The sequence below is a fragment of the Mesocryomonas fontinalis genome (assembly GCF_055730125.2).
In genome coordinates this window covers 258,601-279,588 of the sequence record NZ_JBUZWG020000005.1, presented here as the reverse complement: position 1 = coordinate 279,588, position 20,988 = coordinate 258,601, and the positions used below count along the sequence as shown (strand labels likewise).

Genomic DNA, 20,988 nt, shown 5'->3' with positions numbered 1-20,988 from the left:
CGATCCCGGCGGCTTCCTCATTGGGGCGGCGGCGCCCTTTCCGCTATGGCCGGACGGCGTAGTAGCGGCCGGCGATCTGCTCCACGTCGCCCTCTTCGACGGGCGTCGCCGGTGTCAGGAACCGCAATCCGGCCTCGGCACCGGCGGCCCAGACCAGCTCGACCTGCCACTGCTCCGTCTCGCGCTCGTCGAACAGCGCCATTTCCGCCGGCAGCACCGAAGCGTCGAAGACCCGCACCCGCGCGCCCGACGCCGTCCTGTCGGTGATCGCGCAGTCGCCGATGAAGGCGCCTTCCTCGCTCAGGAGCTTGCCCGGCCGCAGGCGGGAGCGAATGCGCGAGGCGCTGCGTTTTTCGCGTTCCGACATGGGTCTTCCAGCCTCCGATGGCAGCCGACGGCGTATCGCCGTCTCTCCAGCAGCAAAGCCCAGCATGGGACTTTCGGTTGCGGAAGGGCAGTGCCGCCCGTCATATCTTCTAACGGATCGTTAATCACAAGCATCAGCCGCACCGCCGGCGTTTACCGCTGGTAAACCTTAACGGCACATTCCCCGGCGATCGGCCATCAGGAACAAGGAACCCTTAAGCGGCCAATGGAAGGATAGAGCCTTCTCTACCGCTCGGGGTCGACCATGTTCGCCGTCATTTCCGCCCGCCTGTCCCGGCCCGAATGGCCAGAAGCCGCTGGTCGCGCAATGCGCCGGCTCCCCGACCTGCGCGGCCTGGCCACCCTCGACCGGATGCTGGCGACCAGCCTCTGTATTGCCTCGATCGGCTTCTTTCTCGCCGCCTATACCATCTCGGTCAACGACCCCGACTACTTCAACCGGCAGCTGCTCGCCTCGATGCGGCCGAGCGACGTCGACCCGATCATCACCGGCGCGGTCAAGGCAGACGACGGGACGTCGATGCCGGTGCCGGCGATCGTCAGGGCGACGCCGCTCGCGCCGGCCGACTTCCAGATCGTCATGGTGTTTCAGGACGAGGCGATCCTGGCGACCGACAAGGAGCTCTGGCGCGTCAAGGTGGGCTCAGAGGTGCCGGGCCTCGGTACGGTGCTGGCGATCGACGCCACCGACACTGGCGGCACCGTCAAGGCGACTGCGGCAACGTTGCGGAGCGTCGCCGAATAGGGGTTGGAGGTCTCGACGCGCCTGACGCGCCGCTACTTCTTCTCGAGCAGGATCTGGCCGCCCTGGGCGATCTTGCCCTTTATCTTGCTGGCGATGGCCGCGAGGAAGCCGGGCAGGTCGATCTCGACGTGGACATTGCCGTCGCCGACGTCGACGCGGCCGACGACGGTCTGCCCGAGCATCTTCGCACGGAAATCCAGGCGATCGCCGGTCCAGACGTCCTCGAACTTCACCATGCCGCCGATCGCCTGGTCGCGCATCTTGCCGAACCCTTCCGCGATCCGCACGCGGGCGGTCTCGCGCGTCAGCTTGTGCGGAATGTCGATCTTGATCGTCTCGGCCATGCGGCTCTCCCTGTCTCCTCGATTTCATATGGAGAGGGGAGGGAAGGGCTGCAACATCCGCGCGTTGAGAGCCGCCAAACGAAAACGGCCGGGATTTCTCCCGGCCGTTTTCAGATCAGATGCTTGCCGCGATCAGGCGACGGCGCGCGGGCCCGACGGGCGGGCGCGCTGGCCGCGATGGCCCTCGGTCTTGGCACGACCGGCGCCGGCGCCGTTGCCGCTCGGACGGGCGCCCGAACGGTTCTGGCCGCCCGGCTTGCCGTGGCCGCCCGGACGACCCTGTGGGGGCCGTGGCGGACGCGCCTTTTCCTCTTCCATCGCCGCCAGCTCGGCGCCGGCGAACTCGGATTCCTTCAGGTCGAAACGCTGGCCCGTGAGCTTCTCGATCGAGCGCAGTTTTGCGCGCTCGGACGGATCGACGAGGGCGATCGCGAAGCCCGACTTGCCGGCGCGTGCGGTCCGGCCGATGCGGTGGACGTAGCTCTCCGGCTCTTCCGGCAGGTCGAAGTTGACGACATGGCTGATGTCGTTGACGTGGATGCCGCGCGCTACGATGTCGGTGGCGACGAGAACGCGGGTTTCGCCGGCGTGGAAGGCGGAGAGCGCCTTCTGGCGGGCGGCCTGGCTCTTGTTGCCGTGGATCGCGGCCGAGTCGATGCCGGCCTTGATCAGGTCTTCCGACAGGCGGTTGGCGCCGTGCTTGGTGCGGGTGAAGACCACGACCTTATCGAGCGCGGGATCGGCGAGGTGCTTCACCAGCCAATGCTTCTTGGCCTTCTGCGGCACGAGATAGGCGCTCTGCGAGATCTTCTCGACCGTCACGACTTCCGGCGTCACTTCGACACGCACCGGGTTCTTCAGGATCTTGGCGGCGAGCGCCTCGACGTTCTGCGGCATGGTCGCCGAGAACAGCAGCGACTGGCGCTTGGTCGGCAGCGACTTCACGATGCGCATGACGTCGCGCACGAAGCCCATGTCGAGCATGCGGTCGGCCTCGTCGAGGACGATGTGCTCGACCGAGCCGAGCGACAGCGCGTTCTGGTCGACGAGGTCGAGCAGGCGGCCGGGGGTGGCGATGACGATGTCGACGCCGCGGCGCATGGCCTCGATCTGCGGACGCGCCGAGACGCCGCCGAAGATCACGTGCTGGCGCAGCTGGGTGCCGGCGAGCATGTTCTTGACGCTGTCGGCGATCTGCGAGGCGAGCTCGCGGGTCGGGGCGAGGAAGACGGCGACCGGCGTCTTCGGCTGGGCATGACGGCCGCTCTTGATCAGCGCGTCGATGACGGGGAGGGCGAACGCAGCGGTCTTGCCGGTGCCGGTCTGGGCGATGGCGAGGACGTCCTTGCCCGACAGGACGACCGGAATCGCCTGGGCCTGGATCGGGGTAGGGGTGGTGATTTCGGCACGCGCAAGCGCGGTGAGCAGAACGTCGGACAGGCCGAGCGTCGAGAAGCTGGTATGGGTCAAGAAATGCCTTTGACATGATGCGGGCATCTGCCCGCTAAACGGCCGACGGTCTTCGCGCTTGCGGACCAGGTCGGCACGGGCCGTGATCGGATCGGGAGTCCGAGGGCGCTCGTCTTGCATTCCTGCGTTCGTGCCGAGGGCATGATCAACGGGAGGAAGGGAGCGCAGCGCGTCACGGCGTTTGCAGGGCGGATATGCGTGTTTTTGTGCGGTGCGTCAAGGGTGGGGAACATCGTGGATGGTTGCAAACCGTCAGATGGCCGCTATCGTCGCAGGAAATTTCGGTGAGGTTCGTTGGTGGTCAGAGAAGTTATCGAGAGCGGTCGTCACTATTTCTGTCGAGAGCAGACAACGAAAAAAAGCTATTCTGGGATATTTTACATCAATGAGAAGAGCATGGAATTAAAGCTCTATGCTTTCGATCAAGAGATACCCCGCAATATTGGAAATATTATAGTAATTAGGCTTGAAGACAATCGAATATGTTCGCTCCATAGTAACGTCTTAAATGGTCCGTTAAGCCATTACAGCGTTGGACGGGAATTAAGTTCGTCATCAGTGCGCGTAATTTCCAATATTGTCCTGGTGGGTGAGGACGCTTGGTTGTCAGAGGATGCGGTTCACCGAGTTAGTTTCTGCATTCCTTACGCGGATAAACTGCTTCGTCACTACGATAAATTTACGGCCATCGCCGACTCCGAGCTTGGTAGTATGCCTGATTCAACGCTATTTGATATATTAGTTGATGGCCTAAGAATTAGAGTCTGGTATCCTTCATCTGGTACTATGGAAATTGGGCGGCCAACAAATATCGGTGTTCGATTTGAAATTGAGTTTACTGAACCACGGAAGCTAAAAAACTATCTTCGAGATGTTGACTGCGTCATTCAATTTGTTTCTGCAGCTCTTTGTCACCGCTTCTCGCCATCTGAAATTAGTGTTTCGCGATTGTCTCGCGATGAACTTATCAAGGCGATCGAGGCGCGAAACGGCTACCAGGATCATGCCGTTCGATATATCTGGCCGGTTGACCCGCCCCAAGAAGATATGTGGGTTGGTCACGCGTTTGCGCATGTTCGCGACGACAACCATCTGGTCGACTTTCTCAAGTGCCTACGTTATTGGATTCAACGTCAGAGCAAATGGAGCGCCGCTAATAGTTTGATGATGGGTGCATTTAAGCTTCATAATACTATGTCGGGTGAGCGACTTATGAACGCATGTAGATGGCTTGAGGAGATTCCAGGAGCAAATTCTAAAGTTGAAGTTTTTAGGTCAGATATTGAGGCAATAGCCCTCGTTGCTGCATCTGAGGCCGAGCGGCGAGGCCACAAGGACTATGGTCCGCGCATTGCAGGCGTGATTAAAGGTCAGCTGAAGAAAGAAAGCAATTCCGAGCGTTTCCTACGGTTGTATAAAGCGGTTTGCGAGCGTTTTGGTGATAACGTACTACCCGTCGATATATTTTCCTATTTGTCAAAGGCGCTCCAGTATCGGGGACGCTTGGCCCATGGGCACTTTCAGCTGGAGGATGATAGTGAATACAGGGCATTTTCAAAGTCGGTATACGCCATGGAGGCGCTTTGTTATCTTTTAACCATCAAAGATCTGCCAATATCGGACGAGGGAGTCGACCGGATAGCCGGTCAAAATATTGTAGCTAGCTACCGTCACTGCTCAGTTTAAAGTTTGGTCGAAAATACAAAGTTTCCGAGTGGTTCTCGTTCGTACTCGCCTCACCCCTCAACCTCCGCCCTCAGCATCTCCAGCTCCAGCCACTCATCCTCCGCCTTCGCCAGATCCGCCCGCTTCGCATCCAGCTTCTTCGCGAGCTTGGCAAACCTTGACGGGTCCTTCGTGAACAGCGTCGGGCTGGCCATTTCGGTCTCTAGATCAGCGATCTCCTTGCCGAGGGTCGCGATGGTTTTCGGCAGGCTTTCGAGGGCGAATTTCTGCTTGTAGGAGAGTTTGGCGCCGGACGGGTTGGCCGGGGGCGGGGCGGTCACAGTCATTTTGGAGGCGCCGGTGAGGTCGTGGTTGCGGCCGCCCTTGCGGGCCTTCTGGTCCTGGCGCGCGGGGATGCCACGCGCCGTCTTGGCGTCGGAGCGGCGCTGGGTGAGCATGTCGGAATAGCCGCCGGCATATTCGATCCACTTGCCCTGGTCGTCGGGGGTGACGATGCTGGTCACCGTGCGGTCGAGGAAGTCGCGGTCGTGGCTGACCAGCATGACCGTGCCCGGATAGTTGGCGATCAGCTCCTGCAGCAGGTCCAGCGTCTCCATGTCGAGGTCGTTCGTCGGCTCGTCCAGCACCAGGAAGTTGGCGGGGGTCGCCATGGTCTTCGCCAGCAGCAGCCGCGCGCGCTCGCCGCCGGAAAGGTTCACGACGGGCGTCCGGATCTGCTCGGGCTGGAACAGGAAGTCCTTGAGGTAGCCGGCGACATGCCGTGGCTCGCCATTGACCATCACCTGGTCGCCGCGCCCGTCGGTGAGGGCTTCCGAGACCGACTGCTCGTCGCGGAGCGCCGCGCGCTTCTGGTCGAGGAAGGCGAGGTCGAGATTGGTGCCGAGGCGGATCTTGCCGGTGTCGGGCTTGGTCTCGCCGATCAGCATCTTCAGGAGCGTCGTCTTGCCCGCGCCGTTCGGGCCGACGAAGCCGACTCGGTCGCCGCGCTGGATGCGCATCGAGAAATCGTCGACGAGGGTGCGGCCGTTATAGCCCTTGGAGATGTTCTCCGCCTCGATCACCAGCTTGCCGCTCTCGCGGGTTTCGCCGGCGTTCAATTCGGCCATGCCCACGGCCCGGCGGACGTTCTTGCGGTCGGCGCGCATGGCGTGCAGCTCGCCGAGGCGGCGCTGGTTGCGGGTGCGCCGGGCGCTGACGCCATAGCGCAGCCAATGCTCCTCGCGGACGATCTTGCGGTCCATCTTCTGGAGGTCCCGCTCTTCCTCCTCCAGCGTCTTGTCGCGCCAGGCCTCGAAGGCGCCGAACCCTTCGTTGATCCGCCGTGCGCCGCCGCGGTCGATCCAGACGGTCGCGGTGGTGGTCTTCTCGAGGAAGCGGCGGTCATGGCTGATGACGACGATGGCGCTGCGGAGCGAGCGGATCTCGTCCTCCAGCCATTCGATGGTCGGCAGATCCAGATGGTTGGTCGGCTCGTCGAGAAGGATGATGTCGGGCTCGGGCGCGAGCACGCGGGCGAGCGCGGCGCGGCGCGCCTCGCCGCCGGAAAGGTCGGAGGGGCGGGCGTTCGGGTCGAGGCCGAGCGCATCGATGCAGCGGGTGACGCGGTACGGGTCGTCGGCCGGGCCGAGGCCCGCGGCGACATAGGCCTCGACGCTGACGGCATCGCCGAAGTCCGGCTCCTGCGCGAGGTAGCGGATGGTGGCGCCCGGCTGGCGGAACACCTCGCCGGCATCCGGCTCGACGAAGCCGGCGGCGATTTTCAGGAGCGTCGACTTGCCGGAGCCATTGCGACCGACGAGTGCGATGCGGTCGCCCGGCAGGACGCCGAGTTCGACGCCGGTGAGGAGCGGCGTGCCGCCGAAAGTCAGCTTGATGCCGTCGAGACGAAGAAGGGGGGGAAGAGCCATGGTGAGGCTCTAACCCATTTCGGCGCGCGGCGAAATGCACTGCACGCGGTTACCGCGGCTAGCTTGTCGATCAGGCGTGGCCGGGCTCGCCGAAACGCTCGGCCTCGGCGATATCGCGGTGCAGTTCGGCGGTCCGCGCCTTCACCGGTTTCGAGAAGCGGCCGAGCAGCAGGTAGGCGACGGGGGTGACGTAGAGCGTCGCGAAGGTCGCAAGGCCGAGCCCGCCGACGATGACGTAGCCGAGCGCGACGCGCGCCTCGGCGCCCGCGCCCGAGGCGAAGATCAGCGGCACGCCACCGACGACGGTCGCGACCATCGTCATCATCACCGGCCGCAGCCGCATCAGCGCCGCCTGCTCGATCGCCTCGCGCAGGCCCATGCCCTCCTCGCGCAGCTCGTTGGCGAACTCGACCACCAGAATGCCGTTCTTGGCCATGATGCCGACGAGCAGCACCAGACCGATCTGGCTGTAGAGGTTGAGGCTGACGCCGAAGAAGGCCAGCGCGAAGGCCGCGCAGCCAAGGCCCAGCGGGACCGTCGCGATGATGATGAGGGCCGAGACGAAGCTCTCGAACTGGGCGGAGAGGACGAGGAGGATGATGACGATGGCAAAGCCGAAGACGATGGCGAGCCCGCCCGAGGTCTCCTCCAACGTCGCCGCTTCCGCTAACGGCACCAGCCGCATGCCGTCCGGCAGCACGGTGTCGGCGAAAGGCTGGATGTCGGCCCAGGCCTCGGCCAGCGAATAGCCCTCCGGCAGCTCTGCCGACAGCGAGACGGCACGCGAGCGGTTCTCGCGGTCGAGCGTCGGCGCGATCGGCCGTTCCTCGGTGGTCGCGACCGAGGACATCGGCACGATGCGGCCGTCCTTGGCCTTCAGGAACACGTTGCGGAGATCGCCGGGATCGTTGATCGGGTTGGAGGTGGCGACGATCCGCACCGGGATCTGCTTGTCCTCGATATAGGTCCGAGCGATCTCGCGCCCGTCGAGCAGCGACTGCATGGCGGTGGCGAGGCCGTCGATGTCGATGCCGAGGTCCGAGGCCCGCGCGCGGTCGATCAGCACCGAGACCTGCGGCTGCGCGGCTTCCGAGGCCAGCTGGGTGCGGCCCCAGCGGCCGTCGGTGTCCATCGCGCTCTTCAGCTTCGCCGCGGCATTGCCGAGCTCGTCGTAGTTCTGCCCGGCGATGGCAAAGCGCAGGCCCTGGCCGCCGCCGCGAATGCCGAGCGAGTTCGGCTGGATGGCGAAGGCCCGGACGCCCGGCACGTTGCGCACGGCGGCGTTCACCTCGGCGACGATCTCCTGCTGCGAGCGCGTCCGCACCGCCCAGTCGGCGAGTGTCATCACCATGAAGCCGGAATTGGGCGAGCCGCGGCCGGTGGTGGCGAAGATGTTGGTCGCCTCGCCGCTCTCGACATAGGGAAGGACGATGCTTTCGATCCGCCGCATCTGCGCGGCGGTGTAGTCGAGGCTGGCGCTCTGCGGCGCGGTGATGCGCAACACGACCTGGCCGCGGTCCTCGGCGGGCGTCAGCTCCTGCGGCAAGGTCTGGAAGGTCAGAAACGCCGCGACGCAGAAGATCGCCGAGGCGACCACCACAGCCAACGGGAAGTTCAGGCAGGCCCTGACGGTCACCGCGTAGATGCCGGCAAGCTTGCCGCCGAACCAGCGGACGCCCTTGGTGAACCGCCCGGCCGGCTTCTCGTCCTCGCGCGCCTTCAGGAACTTTGCCGCCAGCATCGGGCAGAGGGTCAGCGCGATGAAGGAGGAGATGACCACCGCCACCGCCAGAACGAAGCCGAACTCGCGAAACAGTCCGCCGGCCGCGCCCGGCAGGAACGAGATCGGCACGAACACGGCGGCGAGCGTCGCGGTCGTCGAGATCACCGCGAAGAACACCTGCCGCGTGCCCAGCACCGCTGCCGCCGCCGGTCGCGCACCCATGTCGCGGCGCCGCACGATGTTCTCGAGCACGATGATCGCGTCGTCGACGACGAGGCCGGTGGCCAGCACCAGCGCCAGCAGCGTCAGGATATTGATGGAGAAGCCGGCGAGATAGATGAAGGTCAGCGTCCCGATCAGCGCCACCGGCATGGTCACCGCCGGAATGAAGGTCGCGCGGACGTTAAGGAGGAAGAGGTAGATCACCGCCACGACGATGATGACGGCAAAGATCAGCGACAGCTCGACCTCGTGGATGGCGCCGTTGATGAACACCGCATTGTCGGAGGTGACGCGCACCGAGACGCCCTCCGGCAAGGTCCGGTTCAACTGCTGCACCATGGCGCGGATGCCGGTGGAGATGTCGAGCGTGCTCGACCCGGCCTGCCGGATGACCCCGAGGCCGATGCCGGTCTGACCGTTCACCCGCTGCTGCGAGGCGGCCTCGTCCGGGCCGAAGCGCACGCTGGCGACGTCGCGCAGCCGTGTGCGGTCGTTCAGCGCAATGTTCTCGAACTCGGCCGGCGACGTCACATTGGCGTCGGCGCGCACGATGAGGTCCTGCGTCGGGGAGGCGAGCGAGCCGGCGGGAACGTCGAGCGCGACGTTGGCGAGCGCCGTCGCGACATTGGCCACCGTCAGGCCGCGCGTCGCCAGGCGGTCAGGCTCGATATCGACATAGACGAGCTTCTCCCGCTCGCCGGAGAGCTGGAGGTCGGCAACGCCCTCGACGGCGGCGAGCTGATCGGCGATCCGATCCTCGACGAGGGTCGTGAGATCCTCGATCGCGATGCCCGGTGCGATCACCGCCAGGCGCATGATGGGATCGGCGTCGGCGTCGGCCTTGACGATGCGCGGTTCGTCCGCCTCGTCCGGCAGGCTGTTGGCGATGCGGCTGATGGCGTCCCGGATGTCGGAGGCGGCGACGTTCAGATCGGTGGAATCGGTGAATTCGATGGTGACGCGGCTCGACCCGAAGCGCGAGCTCGACGACACCGACGCGATGCCGGACACGCGGGCGACGGCGCTCTCGACCTCGCTGGTGATCTGCCGGTCGACCGCCTCGGGCGCGGCGCCCTCGAAGTCGATCGAGACGGTGATCACCGGCCGGTCGATGTTCGGCAATTCGCGAACCTCGACCGCCCGCAGGGAGGCCAGCCCGGCGACGACGATGAGGAGATTGAGGACGATGGTCAGCACCGGCCGGCGGATGAACAGGCTGGTGAGGGCGGTCAGTCCGTCCGGCTTGGAGGGCGAGACGCTCATTCGACCCGGGTCCCGGCGGCCCGGGGCGCCGCGGCAGTCTTGCCGTCGCGCACGCTCGGCGCAACCGACGCGTCCGGACGGATGGGAACGCCATCATCGCCGATCGTCGGCTCTGCCACCGGCTCTAGCTCGCGGGGGACCGGCGGCTGCTTCATCGCCTCGGCGTTCTGGACCTCGACCTTGCCGCCTTCCCGCAGGGCCTGCACGCCCTCGACCACGACCACGTCGTTTTCCTTGAGGACGTTCGAGGTGACGAGGACGCGGTCGATGTTGCGCTCGATGATCCGCACCGGGAGCTTCACCGCGGTGTCGCCTTCGATGCGCCAGACGATCGGCCCCTTGCGCTCCCACTGGACGGAGAGCGGGTCGACCGAGAGCAGCCGCTCTCCGGCAAGCGCAAGGTTGATCGAGAACGACATGCCAGGCCGCAGCTCGTCCGCGGCGTTGTCGATCGTCGCCTCGGTGCGCAGCGTGCGGCTGGCCTCGTCGAGGCGGCTGTCGATGGCGGTGATCCGGCCCGCGTGGATCTTTTCCGGCCGTGCGGTACTCACAGCCTCGACCGGACCGCCGATCTCCAGCTCGGAGACGACGGGCTCGGGGGTGTAGAAGATGACCTTCAGCTGACGGCGGTCGTCGATGGTGGTGATGACCGTCTGGTTGGAAACGAGGTCGCCGGTATCGACGCTGACAATGCCGACCCGGCCGGCAATCGGCGCGACGATCTTGCGTTTCTGCAGGGCGATCTCGGCACTGCGCAGATCAAGCCGGGCGTTGTCGAGCTCACGCCCGCCCGCGGTGACCTCGACCTGGGTGATCGCGCGCGACTCCAGCAGCCGCGCAATGCGCACCACCTTCTCCTCGGCTGCGGCCACCGCGATACGCGCGCGATCCACGGCAAGCTGCTCGGTATCGTCCTCGAGAAGCGCCAGACTGTCCCCAACCGCAACCGTATCGCCGGACTTGAAAGGCACGGTCTCGATGATCCCGGTCACGTCGGGATAAACCGTCACCGACCGCTCGGCCTCGCCTGTCCCGATCGCCCGCACCTGGTTGCGGGTGAGGGAAGTGGTGACGCGACCGGCACTGACGATCGTCGGTCGTGGTCCGCGACCCGCCTGCCGGGCCGGTGGCGCACTCGTCGTTTCCGACTTGGCCGGCATCACAGCCGATACCGCATTTGCGACGGGCGCTGGAAGCGACAGCGAGAGAAGATACTCGCCCGGCCTTGGGTCCAGCGAGAGCCAGATCACGCCTCCGATGCCGAGGGCTGCGAGGGTAACGCCGAGTTGTCGGTAAAGAGCCATGACGTTCCATAGGGGTTTGTCGATGAACGGAGGATGAAACGTCCTGAATCCGTTACAGGATAGCCGATGATCGCTCGACGCCCGCCCGACAATTTCGTGAGCCCGCCGGCTCCGATACCGCGGAAAGAAACGAAAAAAAGGCCCACCTTGCGGCGGGCCTTTCCACTTCAGGAGGTCGTCCTTGGCTTACTGGGCCGGTGCGGCGGTACCCGCGGCAGGAGCCGGGGTCATGCCCTCGGTGGCAGCGCCCGGTAGCGTGGCGTCCGGTGCGATCCGCATCTGGTCACGGTTTGCCGCGTAGGTGTCGCTGTTGTACTCCGGCGCATTCTTCAGCTGGTTCTCTGTAAACTGCGTGTAGAGATACATCGAACCGCCGCTGTCCTTCATGAACTGAAGATTGTCCATCGCAACGGCAACCTGCTTCTCGCCGATGCCGAGGAAGCCACCGACATCGACGATCACCGCATCGACCTGGCCGGCTTGGCTGAGGGCGATGTCGCCGACTTCACCAATGCTCTCGTCGTTCGGCCCATAGACCGTCGTGCCCTTCAGCTTGTCGGCGGTCAGCTCGGCACCGGTCACCGGCGTCATCGAAGCACGGTCCGTGGCGCCGCCCGTCGAGGCGGTGGAAGAGGCATCCGTGCCAGCGGCAGGGGCTGTCGCGGCGTTCGTCCCTGTCGCCGTCGTCGCTGCCATTGGTGCCGCCACCATGCTGCCGGTCTCCGTCGTCGTGGCGGTATTGTTGGCGGCAACCTTCGTCGCGTCCGCCTCGAAGCCCGGCGCAGCCTTCAGCTGGTCCTTGGTGGCAGCCAGAACAGCACGCGTCTCGTCACCATCCACCTTCGACAGCTGCAGCTCGGCGAACGGAACACCGACGTTCTTCTCGCCGATTCCGAGGAAGCCACCGACGCCGACGACAGCGGCCGCAACATCGCCCGACTTCTTCACGACGAGATCGTTGACCGAGCCTACCTTCTCGGCATCATTGCCGGGGCCGGAGTAGATGGTGCTGCCGATCAGGTCCTGCGTCAGATACTGATCGCCGGCAACAGTCGCTGGATAGGTCGTATCCCCCATGGCGGCTGCTGTCTGAACCGGCGCTGCCTTAGTCGGAGCGGCGGGGGCCGCCGTCGTGGCGCCGCTGGTCGCGGCAGTCCCGGTCGTCGTGTCCGTTGCCGTCGCGGTGGTCATCGGCGCGGAAGCGCCCGTTGCGGCCGCAGCAGTCGCCGTGGACTCGGTGAAGGCCGGTGCGGCAGCCAGTTCTTCCGCGGTCGCGGTCAGCACGGCGCGGGGCGCGTTGTTCTCGTCGACCGACCAAGTGATCTTCTCGAAAGGAACGGCAACCGTCTTGTCGTCCTCAAGGCCGCTGGTGCTGATGATCGCAGCGGCGATCTTGCCGTCGTTGCCGACCAGGAAGTTATCGATCTTGCCGGCCGAGGCAGCATCAGCAGCGCTCGTCGCGTAGACAGTCAACCCGGTGAGGTCGCTGGCCAGATATTCGTCCGTACCGATCTGCTGCATATATGCGCTATCGGACGACAGCGGTGTGGCCTCGGCACCTGTTGAAGGCGCCGACATCGTACCGGTCGCAGCTGCCGGTGTTTTCTGCTCGGAAGTAGTCGCCTGAGCAAAGGCGCTGGTTGCGATGATGCTGGCGAGTGCCGTGGTGGCCAAAAGTGTGCGGATCATGGCGTAATTCCTCGTCTTCATTATCAGGATGTGGGCACGCCGCGCTTGTTGCTTCGTCACAGCATGGCATCGCGCCCTTCACAGCTTGATAACCGAACTCGGCGCGTCGAAGTTCCGGAGAAAGTCATTTGCAACCGGATGCTGATCTTGAAGACGGGTTGGTTCGACAGCCCTCGTCCCGCGCAATTTCAGCCTTAGATGCCAGCGCTCAATGGCGCCTCTCGGCGCGCTGTCGGCCGACTAAATGCCCTCAGCGAGCAAGCACCACGTGAATCGTCGCAATCTCGCCGCCGAAATGGTTCGATCAGGCGAATGGCAAATGACCGGACCGACCGGCGACAGGACAAGATGAAAATCCACACGATTCTCAACCGCGACGGCGGTACGCTGAAGACGACCGACCTCGATCTCTTTTCCAGTCTGATCATCGACGAGTTCCGCCTTCACGGCCATGCTGCGACCGTCGAGCCGATTGCCGGCGACGACATTGAGGAGGCGCTGCGCAGGGCGGCAGGGCGTGATGACATCGACGTCCTCCTGGTCGGTGGCGGCGACGGCACGGTCTCGACGGCCGCCGGCGCCTTGATGAACGGGAAGATCGCGCTCGGCATCATTCCGGCGGGGACGATGAACCTGTTTGCCCGGACCCTGCAGATCCCGCAGGACATCAACACGGCTGTCGCGGCGCTTTCGGACGGCACCATCATCGAGGTCGACATCGCGACGGTGAACGGCACGCCCTTTATCCACCAGTTCGCAGTCGGCATGCATGCGCGCATGGTCCGAATGCGCCAGAAGTTCGACTACGGATCGCGGATCGGCAAGATGTTCGCCACCACGCGGGCCCTTGTTGCCACCCTGAAAAGCCTGCCGCTCGTCGAAGCCGAGATCGATATCGACGGCACGACCCGGCGTATCCGAACCCCGGCGCTGGCGGTCTCCAACAATGTGTATGGCGACGGGCACCTGCCGTTCGCGGATAATCCCCAGGGCGGCGAGCTCGGCGTCTACATCTGCGAGACCCGCGACGTGCGGTCGGTGACGCGCCTCACCTTGGACATTCTGGTGGGGGCCTGGCGCGGCAATTCCTCGCTCAAGACCTATACCGCCCAGAAAGTGGTGATCGACTATTCCGGCAGCCACCACCGTGACCGCGCCGTTTGCGATGGCGAGCTTCGGGATCTCGAAGCTCGCTCAGTGGTCGAGATTCACGCCAAAGCTCTTCGCGTCCTCGTTCCCTCGGATGCGCGCTACCATGCTGCGAAGACGATAGGGACCGACGCAAAAAACGCCGGCCTGAGGGGCCGGCGTTAGGTTTCTTGTGAGGCGTTGGCAAACCAGAAGCTAGACCGGATGACATAGGGTCAGCGTACCGGTTTATCCTCATCGCCGCTGGTATCAGCGTAGCTATGGCCGCCCTGCGCCAGCATGGAGAATGCATCGGCAAGACGCGCAGATAACGGAGCGTAAGCTTCGTCATCCCGGTGCGTCACCCTTTCGCGAAGCTCTTCCAGCCGTGCCATCTTCTCTTCAGGCGACATGGTCGGATCATCCAGAACCGCGTCTATGTCGCCGTCCGACAGATCGGCCATCTGGTCAGCGGACGAAACGTCCGCCGTGCCAGACAGCATCTGATCAGAGCTCTCGGTGTTCAAGGGATCCTGGCCCATCAATTTGCCGGTGCAGGCGTTGCCGGCGTGGGGGTTGTCGTCGGATCGGACGGCGCTGCAGAAGAGCTTGGATTATTGCCGACGCTCGCTGCAGGGATCGCCGATTCAGGCGTTGCTTTCGCAAACAGCGCGAGACCGATAGCGACTATGACACACAGCACCAGCGCGCCAATGAGCACTTTGAGGACAGGCGTCCCCTTCTTTCCCTGGCGGGCGTCTTGCGGGTCGAGGCGGGTCATCAGCTACTCCATGTTGAAAATGTCAGCCAAATGAGACCGAGGCGCTGGCAAGGACTGCCCGGAGAAATAGAGCAGCCTAAAAGCTTCTTAAAATCGGCGCTGCCGACCGGTGAGAAGCTTGTAGAGCCCGTAGAAACCCATTCCGGCGATCGGAACGAACAAAAGCTTCTTCTGACGGCGGACGGCTCGCATGATTTGCGGCGCATTCGTCATCGCCGTTACACCGGCAATCGAAGCGATATCACGCTTCAACCGGTCGTCTGCCTCTGTGACCGGTGGCCGCTTGGCCATCACCGTCAAGATATAGCTGACGATGACCAATAGAAGCGAAATGCCAGCGAAGGTGAGGGCGGTCGGCAAGCTGCCGAAGTGCTGCGCCAACCAAGTGAATAGCGCGATGATGAGGAAAATGAGTAGCAGGAGCGCAGACACGCCCAGCATTACATAGAGTCCCACCAGCCGCTTGAGGCGAGCCAGGTAGATCCCTGCCTCGCCCGTGAAAAGCCGTGTGATCAGCGCAAAGACCATGTTCAGTGGAAGATGCGCGCGTAGAGATAGCCGATCGCTGCAGCGACGATCACGGCCTTGATCGGCTCGGCGCGGACCTGCTCGGACACCTGCTCCTCAATATCAGAAACGGCGTCCTTCGCCTGGCGCACATACTGCTCGCCGCGATCGCGCACGTCGTCCCGCAGAGCATAGGCCTGGCGCTTGGCGCCATCGGCGCGCTCGGATGCCATCGACTTCAGCGTCTCGGCGATACCGGCGACATCGGAGCGAAGGTTCGCAACCTGAACTTCCAGCTCGGCATCGGTAGAACGCGGGCCACCGGCGGCACCAGCTTCGAAGTCATTCGGAATGGTATCGGACTGCATTGAAGCATCCTCGCTTTGAGTTGGCCGGGGCATGCGATTTGCAAGCGGCTAGGGTGTCGAAGGGTTTATGCCTTCTGCCCGAGGACAATGGCCTAGCCTCGGCCCGGTTCCCAACCTCCAGCATTTCCGACCGGTGAAACTATCGTTCCAACTGCGGACGTCTGGCGAGGAGGCGAAGGGGGCGACGGCTACCGACACCCCCTCGAGATTCTTATCAAGCTGCCGGCGCGACGCCGATGATCTGGGACGAGATGGAATCTGGTCCGTATTCGCCGTCTCCCTCGATGCCGAGGACGTCGGAGATCTTTGTCCGTGCCCGCGAGACCCGGCTCTTGATCGTGCCGACGGCGCATTTACAGATCTCGGCTGCTTCCTCATAGGAGAAGCCCGATGCGCCGATCAGGATCAGCGCCTCACGCTGGTCGTCGGGAAGCTGCTCCAGCGCCTTGCGGAAGTCCTGCAAGTCGAGGTGCCCATGCTGCTCGGGATGGCCCGCGAGCTGCATGGCGTGAATGCCATCGACGTCCTGGACCTCACGGCCCTTCTTGCGCATCTGCGTATAGAACTCGTTGCGCAGAATGGTGAAAAGCCATGCCTTCAGGTTGGTGCCCGGCTGAAAGGTATGCTGCTTGTCCCAAGCCTTGACCAAGGTCTCCTGCACCAGATCGTCGGCGCGGTCGAACGAGCCCGACAGCGATGCAGCGAACGCTCTGAGGTTGGGGATGATGGAAATCAGTTCGCGGCGAAATTCCGGATCCTGGCTCATCGAGTTCCTATTCGCGTTCCGGACTTGTCGTGGACGTCTCGGCTGCATCGAGTGCATCGAGCAAAGCAAGGAAGCGGTCGGGAACCGGCTCGCTCGCCACGTCATCGTAATAGGCCTTCAACCGCCGCCCGATGGCTGAGTTGGAGCCGAGGTCGTGTGCAGTGGCCCCGGTTTGCACGCTATGGGTCATCTGCATCTTCCCGTCCTCGTTTTCTCGATCTTCCATCAAGCCTCTCGCAGCCTCGTCCTGAACGAGCGCAGAGACTGGCCTGTCTCCCGCATCGCCATTTCCCGGATGTGTTTGTCGATTCCGATTCTGCAACTCTTTACGACGCAGCGCTGAGGTCATCAATCTTTGATATGGCCGAGCGCTGGCAGATCGGTCATAACCGCGCCACAGCGGAAAGGTTCCTCTGGAGGGAACTGTAAGGGTGCGCCGGCGTTGTCGTGGCGCCGAACATGTTTTGCCGGTCATTCGGCATTGGAGAATGTTTTCATGTCGATGTCGTCTCGTATAGCGCCGCATATTCCGTATCTCCGGCGGTATGCGCGTGCGTTGAGTGGCTCGCAGGCGAGCGGCGATGCATACGTCGCTGCCGTGCTGGAGACCCTCATCGCCGATCCCAGCCTGTTCAGCACCGAGAACAGCCCGCGTATTTCGTTGTACCGCCTGTTCTCTTCGCTCTGGCAGTCGGTGGAAGTGAACGTGCGCGACGACGCGCCGGTTTCGGCCTGGGAGGAGAGTGCGTCGCGCAATCTTCGTGCGATCTCTCCTCTGCCACGTCAGGCGTTCCTGCTGGTGGCCGTCGAAGGCTTCACCACGACGGAGGCGGCGCAAATCCTGTCCGTCGGCGAACAGGAGTTCTCGAGCCTCATCGACGAGGCGAGCATCGACATCGGCCGGCAGGTCTCGACCGAGATCATGATCATCGAGGACGAGCCGCTGATCGCGATGGACATCGAGCAGATGGTCGAGAGCCTCGGCCACACTGTGACCGGTATCGCGCGGACCCATAAGGAAGCGCTCGCTCTGTTCGAGCAGCAGAAGCCCGGCATGGTGCTGGCGGATATCCAGCTTGCCGACGGAAGTTCCGGCATCGACGCGGTCAACGACATTCTGTCGAAGGTCAGCGTCCCCGTCATTTTCATCACAGCCTTCCCGGAGCGGCTGTTGACGGGAGAGCGCCCTGAGCCGACCTTCCTCGTTACGAAGCCGTTCAATCCGGACATGGTGAAGGCGCTGATCAGCCAGGCACTGTTCTTCGAAACCGAAAAGCGGGCGGCTGCCTGAACGCTCGGCTAAACCGTGAAGACACCGCCGGCATTCCGGCGGTGTTTTTGTGTGTGCAGAACCTATCGCAGGTCGAGAATCTCAGGAACCGCGGACAGAAGGACGCGTTGTTGGAGCAGGGTCATAAAGCGATCCGAGCAGCCGAGACCAAACGGTTTCCGCGGCATCTAAAATTTGAATAGGCAGCGGCTACAGGCAGGCATGCCCAGCTAAACACTGGCTTCCCGAACAACGGGTGGGTCAGGCGGAAAAGAGCATGCGTAAAGGTTTGAGCGTCTGCAGATGGTTGCCTCCAAGGCTTTAAAAGCTCTCGCCAATACCGAGATGACGTTGTTCGCGCAAAGCCGCGACCTGACGTATCTGTGGGTCTTCAACGCCACGAACTCCTGGCTCGACGAGAGCGTGGTAGGGCGAGGTGATCACGATATCCTCGATGCCGGCGCCGCCTCCAAATCTGTCTTGGTCAAGAACGAGGTCCTGCGGTCGCAGCGCCCGGCCCGTTTCGAACTCTCGTCGACTTCCGGTTCCGTCACGCGCTGGTTCGATATCCGGGTCGACGTCGACAAGGTCGATGAAGTCGTGGTGGGGATTGTCGGAACATCGCTCGAGATCACCGAGCAGAAGCGCCGCGAAGAAACCCTGAAGATCCTGCTGCGAGAGCTGTCGCACCGCTCGAAGAATTTGCTTGCCATTATTCAGAGCCTGGCAAGCCAGACCGCCCGCCATTCGGTAACGGTCCCGGAGTTCCTCGTCCGTTTTAGGGGGCGTATCCAGTCATTGGCGTCATCGCAGGACATCGTCACGGATGCGGACTGGCGAGGGGCTGATCTCGTCAGCCTCATCGTCATGCAGGTCGAGCGCTATGCACCGGATGGAATGGGGCAGATCTCGTTCGAGGGTGTGGATGTCTATCTGTCGCCGACGGCATCCCTGCATGTCGGGCTGGCGCTGCACGAGCTCGCCGTCAACGCGGCGTCCTATGGCTCTCTCTCGATCCCCGGCGGCCGGGTTGCGATTTCATCGGAGTTCGTTGACCGGGACGGGGAGCGGAATCTGCGTTTGATGTGGCGCGAGACCGGTGGTCCGCGTGTTCGCAGTGACAACGATACGCGGTTTGGAACATCGACGCTGGAGCGCATTGTTCCCAACTCGGTGGGTGGCCAGGCCGAACTGGATTACCGGGTCGATGGGTTGCACTACACTCTGCTGATTCCAGAATCGCAGTTCGAGATCAACAGTCCCGAGTAGCTTCCTCGACGGTGATCGTCTTGTCGATCGTCCGGGAGACTGCGTGTTCGCAACGCAACCCGTAAATCGTCCCTTCACTCAAGTGTGAATATTGACTTAACGCGTGCTGGAACCGTTGTCCTAGCGGAATGTTCTTCTTGCCGAAGGAGACGGACCGATGGAACATATTGCTGCATTCATGTTGCTGGTAGGCTGCAATGCCGATGCGTCGGTTTGCAAGGAAATCCCGGTCCCGGTTGCTGCCTACGAAGATCAGAGCGAATGCACGGAAGATCTGTCGTTGCAGATGCGCCTGAGCGCCACTGCCGACACGAAGGTGTATGGCGCCTGCAAGGAAGTCTCCGAAGAAGTCTTCGAGGACTCTGCCACGGTGGACTGGACCATCGGACGCAATGGCAACCTCATCGTCAGTTTCGATGCGGCACCCCAGATCGTTGCCGCGCGTTGATCGCAGCGGCTGGATAATCTTGGCCTTCGGCAAAAATGCAAAGATACGGAACTTCGGTGCCACTCCCGAGTTGAGGGGTGGGACGAAAACAAATCTGGTAGAGGCGCGTTCATGAAAAAGATGATGATGGGGGCTGTTGCCGGTCTGCTGCTGGTTAGCGCGGGCTGTTCGCAGACGGAGCGTGCGACTGGCACGGGTGCGGCGATCGGCGGTCTCGGCGGTGCGGCGATCGGTGCTGGTGTCGGTGGTGGCAAGGGCGCTTTGGTCGGTGGCCTGATCGGCGCCGGTACGGGTGCCGTCGTTGGTAACGTGATCGGCCGCTCGCAGGCTGGCGATTGCATCTATCGCGATCAGCGGACCGGCGAGCGCTACGTGGCTGCCTGCCCGTAAAGCTTATCTTCGAGAGCTTGAGAGAAGCATCGCCCTTACCGGCGGTGCTTTTTTCGTTTGAGCTACCCGTCTTCTTACCTTTTGGCTTCTCTCACTTTCTAGGATGTCGCAATGCGGAAAACGGTCGCAGTTGCCGTATGTGGGCTTCTCGGATTGTCGGCGTGCAGCAGTGTCAGCAAGGACTCGCCGGTCTTCGGCGCCGTGTTCGGTGTCAGCGGTGCAGCCGTGACGCCATACACGCCCGGCAAGGTTCCCGAGCCGCAGCCTGCGCCCGGTGATCGTGTCGTCGGCAAGGCCGCCAACAATCCGGAACTTTGTATTTGGGAGACCAAGGCTGGAAACCGTTTCCGGGCCGGTTGCTCTTCCTGAGATTGCCTAGCTCGGTTCGAAGAGGTCGAGGTAGGCGCGGTGCAATTGGTCGCCGGCGGTGACCCTCTGGCGAAACTCGATGCGTCTGACCTCGTCGCGGTGGCCGATCTCGAAGCCGCGGGCGTCACCCGACAGGATGTGCCAGCCCTTGGTATCCGCGCCGCTCCGTTGGGCGAGGGTATCGATGGCGTCGAGATGGTCGGCATTCATGTGGGTGAGGGCGCGAAGGATCGCTGCCTGGAGTGCTGGATCGACCGGTGGATCCACGATGTCGTCCGCCTCCATCCTGTAGGCTTTCGCAAACCCGCCGTTAAGGCTCGCGCTGCCGACGGCTAGCCTCGCCAATTGGAAGTCCGCCAGATCGCAATAGGCCGAAGCCTGCGGGTGTCGGGCGAGAAAGCGCGCTTTCAGTGCCTTCTCCTCCTGGCTAGCAAATGCGATGAAGTGGGCAGTTGCGGCGAGCGAAATACGGGGATGCGCCAGTGGGTCGCCGTCTTCCGGTTCGCCCAGGAGCACGCCGCAACGCGGGTCGGCTTTGAGGGCCGGGGTGTGCGGCGCGAGGTTGGAAATCAGGACAATCGGGTGACCGGAAGCATCTGTCGCTACGGCGACGCGGGTTGCCTGTGGCCAGCCGGTCTCCGGATGAAGGGTTGCGATTGCCGCGAAACGGGCGGTTCGAACGAGCCGACGCGCCAAGGCACGGGTCTCGTCGTCGACACCCCGCCAGGGATACTTTTTCAGTCGGTCCATCATTGGCTCCCTTCTTCGCATTTCGCCGATGTACACCGGCTTTAAGGCGATCGATGCACGCAACGTGTTCCATCATGGCTGCGCCCGTCCGACAACTGGGGAAGTCTGCTCTTCTCGGCCCCGACACGGCGCGTCACAGCGGCAAGCAACCGGCGGATTTTGCCTTTGGATTTCAGGCCTATGCCGAAGACGGGAACGTTCC

22 protein-coding genes are annotated in these 20,988 nt (G+C 63.2%); 8 read left to right on the top strand and 14 right to left on the bottom strand.

The features are described 5' to 3' along the window. Nucleotides 1-43: 43 nt before the first annotated feature. A complete protein-coding gene (locus ACZL02_RS14500; protein ID WP_472936791.1) occupies nt 44-367 on the bottom strand; it encodes a hypothetical protein in 324 nt (107 codons plus the stop codon). A 327-nt stretch (nt 368-694) separates the two neighbouring features. Between ACZL02_RS14500 and ACZL02_RS14495 the strand changes: the two genes are divergently transcribed. Next, complete coding sequence (locus tag ACZL02_RS14495) at nt 695-1,132, top strand: hypothetical protein (RefSeq protein ID WP_472936792.1); 438 nt, start codon at nt 695-697, stop codon at nt 1,130-1,132. Nucleotides 1,133-1,164: 32 nt separating this feature from the next. Here ACZL02_RS14495 and ACZL02_RS14490 read toward each other — a convergent pair whose 3' ends face one another. Both ACZL02_RS14490 and ACZL02_RS14485 read right to left on the bottom strand, forming a co-directional pair. After that, the gene (locus tag ACZL02_RS14490; protein WP_472936793.1) at nt 1,165-1,476 is read right to left on the bottom strand and encodes a polyhydroxyalkanoic acid system family protein; all 312 of its coding nucleotides are present in this window, start codon (nt 1,474-1,476) and stop codon (nt 1,165-1,167) included. Nucleotides 1,477-1,608: 132 nt separating this feature from the next. Further along, the gene (locus tag ACZL02_RS14485; RefSeq protein ID WP_472936794.1) at nt 1,609-2,946 is read right to left on the bottom strand and encodes a DEAD/DEAH box helicase; all 1,338 of its coding nucleotides are present in this window, start codon (nt 2,944-2,946) and stop codon (nt 1,609-1,611) included. A 297-nt stretch (nt 2,947-3,243) separates the two neighbouring features. Here ACZL02_RS14485 and ACZL02_RS14480 point away from each other — a divergent pair, with 297 nt between their 5' ends. Then, nucleotides 3,244-4,632 carry an ApeA N-terminal domain 1-containing protein gene (locus ACZL02_RS14480; protein ID WP_472938089.1) on the top strand — a complete coding sequence of 463 codons (1,389 nt, stop codon included), beginning with the start codon at nt 3,244-3,246 and terminating at the stop codon, nt 4,630-4,632. 50 nt (nt 4,633-4,682) lie between these two features. Here the strand turns inward: ACZL02_RS14480 and ACZL02_RS14475 are convergent, their stop codons facing one another. The 4 genes from ACZL02_RS14475 to ACZL02_RS14460 form a co-directional block, all read right to left on the bottom strand. Next, a complete protein-coding gene (locus ACZL02_RS14475; RefSeq protein ID WP_472936795.1) occupies nt 4,683-6,539 on the bottom strand; it encodes an ABC-F family ATP-binding cassette domain-containing protein in 1,857 nt (618 codons plus the stop codon). A 70-nt stretch (nt 6,540-6,609) separates the two neighbouring features. Then, nucleotides 6,610-9,747, bottom strand: coding sequence for an efflux RND transporter permease subunit (locus tag ACZL02_RS14470; RefSeq protein WP_472936796.1), 3,138 nt, complete (start codon nt 9,745-9,747; stop codon nt 6,610-6,612). Then, nucleotides 9,744-11,051: an efflux RND transporter periplasmic adaptor subunit gene (locus tag ACZL02_RS14465; RefSeq protein ID WP_472936797.1), complete on the bottom strand. Its 1,308-nt coding sequence runs from the start codon at nt 11,049-11,051 to the stop codon at nt 9,744-9,746. Before ACZL02_RS14465 ends, ACZL02_RS14470 begins: the two co-directional genes overlap by 4 nt. Before the next feature lie 186 nt (nt 11,052-11,237). Beyond that, the gene (locus tag ACZL02_RS14460; RefSeq protein ID WP_472936798.1) at nt 11,238-12,740 is read right to left on the bottom strand and encodes a PRC-barrel domain-containing protein; all 1,503 of its coding nucleotides are present in this window, start codon (nt 12,738-12,740) and stop codon (nt 11,238-11,240) included. 348 nt (nt 12,741-13,088) lie between these two features. On the opposite strand from ACZL02_RS14460, the gene ACZL02_RS14455 reads away from it, so the two are divergent. Beyond that, nucleotides 13,089-14,054, top strand: a complete 966-nt coding sequence (locus ACZL02_RS14455) for a diacylglycerol/lipid kinase family protein (RefSeq protein ID WP_472936799.1) — start codon at nt 13,089-13,091, stop codon at nt 14,052-14,054. A gap of 50 nt (nt 14,055-14,104) precedes the next feature. Here the strand turns inward: ACZL02_RS14455 and ACZL02_RS14450 are convergent, their stop codons facing one another. The 6 genes from ACZL02_RS14450 to ACZL02_RS14425 all read right to left on the bottom strand — a co-directional run bounded on the left by ACZL02_RS14450 (nt 14,105) and on the right by ACZL02_RS14425 (nt 16,516). Next, nucleotides 14,105-14,410 carry a hypothetical protein gene (locus ACZL02_RS14450; RefSeq protein ID WP_496258435.1) on the bottom strand — a complete coding sequence of 102 codons (306 nt, stop codon included), beginning with the start codon at nt 14,408-14,410 and terminating at the stop codon, nt 14,105-14,107. After that, complete coding sequence (locus ACZL02_RS14445) at nt 14,410-14,649, bottom strand: hypothetical protein (protein ID WP_472936801.1); 240 nt, start codon at nt 14,647-14,649, stop codon at nt 14,410-14,412. Before ACZL02_RS14445 ends, ACZL02_RS14450 begins: the two co-directional genes overlap by 1 nt. A gap of 87 nt (nt 14,650-14,736) precedes the next feature. After that, nucleotides 14,737-15,177 carry a hypothetical protein gene (locus ACZL02_RS14440; protein WP_472936802.1) on the bottom strand — a complete coding sequence of 147 codons (441 nt, stop codon included), beginning with the start codon at nt 15,175-15,177 and terminating at the stop codon, nt 14,737-14,739. A gap of 2 nt (nt 15,178-15,179) precedes the next feature. After that, nucleotides 15,180-15,524: an ElaB/YgaM/YqjD family protein gene (locus ACZL02_RS14435; protein ID WP_472936803.1), complete on the bottom strand. Its 345-nt coding sequence runs from the start codon at nt 15,522-15,524 to the stop codon at nt 15,180-15,182. Between the two features lie 214 nt (nt 15,525-15,738). Then, nucleotides 15,739-16,290, bottom strand: coding sequence for a sigma-70 family RNA polymerase sigma factor (locus tag ACZL02_RS14430; protein WP_472933095.1), 552 nt, complete (start codon nt 16,288-16,290; stop codon nt 15,739-15,741). 7 nt (nt 16,291-16,297) lie between these two features. Then, nucleotides 16,298-16,516 (bottom strand): NepR family anti-sigma factor, encoded by a 219-nt coding sequence (locus tag ACZL02_RS14425; protein ID WP_472936804.1) that lies wholly within the window; start codon nt 16,514-16,516, stop codon nt 16,298-16,300. Nucleotides 16,517-16,786: 270 nt separating this feature from the next. Here ACZL02_RS14425 and ACZL02_RS14420 point away from each other — a divergent pair, with 270 nt between their 5' ends. From ACZL02_RS14420 to ACZL02_RS14400, 5 genes are all read left to right on the top strand, one after another. After that, entirely contained in the window at nt 16,787-17,581 is a 795-nt protein-coding gene (locus tag ACZL02_RS14420; protein ID WP_472936805.1) for a response regulator, read from the top strand. A 282-nt stretch (nt 17,582-17,863) separates the two neighbouring features. Beyond that, nucleotides 17,864-18,829 carry an HWE histidine kinase domain-containing protein gene (locus tag ACZL02_RS14415; protein WP_472936806.1) on the top strand — a complete coding sequence of 322 codons (966 nt, stop codon included), beginning with the start codon at nt 17,864-17,866 and terminating at the stop codon, nt 18,827-18,829. Between the two features lie 157 nt (nt 18,830-18,986). Then, the gene (locus ACZL02_RS14410; RefSeq protein ID WP_472936807.1) at nt 18,987-19,277 is read left to right on the top strand and encodes a hypothetical protein; all 291 of its coding nucleotides are present in this window, start codon (nt 18,987-18,989) and stop codon (nt 19,275-19,277) included. Nucleotides 19,278-19,388: 111 nt separating this feature from the next. Beyond that, nucleotides 19,389-19,667: a YMGG-like glycine zipper-containing protein gene (locus ACZL02_RS14405; protein WP_472936808.1), complete on the top strand. Its 279-nt coding sequence runs from the start codon at nt 19,389-19,391 to the stop codon at nt 19,665-19,667. Nucleotides 19,668-19,778: 111 nt separating this feature from the next. Next, complete coding sequence (locus tag ACZL02_RS14400) at nt 19,779-20,036, top strand: hypothetical protein (RefSeq protein ID WP_472936809.1); 258 nt, start codon at nt 19,779-19,781, stop codon at nt 20,034-20,036. Between the two features lie 6 nt (nt 20,037-20,042). Here the strand turns inward: ACZL02_RS14400 and ACZL02_RS14395 are convergent, their stop codons facing one another. Then, nucleotides 20,043-20,849: a HugZ family pyridoxamine 5'-phosphate oxidase gene (locus ACZL02_RS14395; protein ID WP_472936810.1), complete on the bottom strand. Its 807-nt coding sequence runs from the start codon at nt 20,847-20,849 to the stop codon at nt 20,043-20,045. Nucleotides 20,850-20,988: the final 139 nt, after the last annotated feature.

Excerpts from the sequence above, each read along its gene's own strand:
- ACZL02_RS14500 (WP_472936791.1), bottom strand. The coding sequence starts at position 367 with ATGTCGGAACGCGAAAAACGCAGCGCCTCGCGCATTCGCTCCCGCCTG.
- ACZL02_RS14495 (WP_472936792.1), top strand. The coding sequence starts at position 695 with ATGCGCCGGCTCCCCGACCTGCGCGGCCTGGCCACCCTCGACCGGATG.
- ACZL02_RS14490 (WP_472936793.1), bottom strand. The coding sequence starts at position 1,476 with ATGGCCGAGACGATCAAGATCGACATTCCGCACAAGCTGACGCGCGAG.
- ACZL02_RS14475 (WP_472936795.1), bottom strand. The coding sequence starts at position 6,539 with ATGGCTCTTCCCCCCCTTCTTCGTCTCGACGGCATCAAGCTGACTTTC.
- ACZL02_RS14470 (WP_472936796.1), bottom strand. The coding sequence starts at position 9,747 with ATGAGCGTCTCGCCCTCCAAGCCGGACGGACTGACCGCCCTCACCAGC.
- ACZL02_RS14465 (WP_472936797.1), bottom strand. The coding sequence starts at position 11,051 with ATGGCTCTTTACCGACAACTCGGCGTTACCCTCGCAGCCCTCGGCATC.
- ACZL02_RS14460 (WP_472936798.1), bottom strand. The coding sequence starts at position 12,740 with ATGATCCGCACACTTTTGGCCACCACGGCACTCGCCAGCATCATCGCA.
- ACZL02_RS14455 (WP_472936799.1), top strand. The coding sequence starts at position 13,089 with ATGAAAATCCACACGATTCTCAACCGCGACGGCGGTACGCTGAAGACG.
- ACZL02_RS14450 (WP_496258435.1), bottom strand. The coding sequence starts at position 14,410 with ATGGGCCAGGATCCCTTGAACACCGAGAGCTCTGATCAGATGCTGTCT.
- ACZL02_RS14445 (WP_472936801.1), bottom strand. The coding sequence starts at position 14,649 with ATGACCCGCCTCGACCCGCAAGACGCCCGCCAGGGAAAGAAGGGGACG.
- ACZL02_RS14440 (WP_472936802.1), bottom strand. The coding sequence starts at position 15,177 with ATGGTCTTTGCGCTGATCACACGGCTTTTCACGGGCGAGGCAGGGATC.
- ACZL02_RS14435 (WP_472936803.1), bottom strand. The coding sequence starts at position 15,524 with ATGCAGTCCGATACCATTCCGAATGACTTCGAAGCTGGTGCCGCCGGT.
- ACZL02_RS14430 (WP_472933095.1), bottom strand. The coding sequence starts at position 16,290 with ATGAGCCAGGATCCGGAATTTCGCCGCGAACTGATTTCCATCATCCCC.
- ACZL02_RS14425 (WP_472936804.1), bottom strand. The coding sequence starts at position 16,516 with ATGGAAGATCGAGAAAACGAGGACGGGAAGATGCAGATGACCCATAGC.
- ACZL02_RS14420 (WP_472936805.1), top strand. The coding sequence starts at position 16,787 with ATGTCGATGTCGTCTCGTATAGCGCCGCATATTCCGTATCTCCGGCGG.
- ACZL02_RS14415 (WP_472936806.1), top strand. The coding sequence starts at position 17,864 with ATGGTTGCCTCCAAGGCTTTAAAAGCTCTCGCCAATACCGAGATGACG.
- ACZL02_RS14410 (WP_472936807.1), top strand. The coding sequence starts at position 18,987 with ATGGAACATATTGCTGCATTCATGTTGCTGGTAGGCTGCAATGCCGAT.
- ACZL02_RS14405 (WP_472936808.1), top strand. The coding sequence starts at position 19,389 with ATGAAAAAGATGATGATGGGGGCTGTTGCCGGTCTGCTGCTGGTTAGC.
- ACZL02_RS14400 (WP_472936809.1), top strand. The coding sequence starts at position 19,779 with ATGCGGAAAACGGTCGCAGTTGCCGTATGTGGGCTTCTCGGATTGTCG.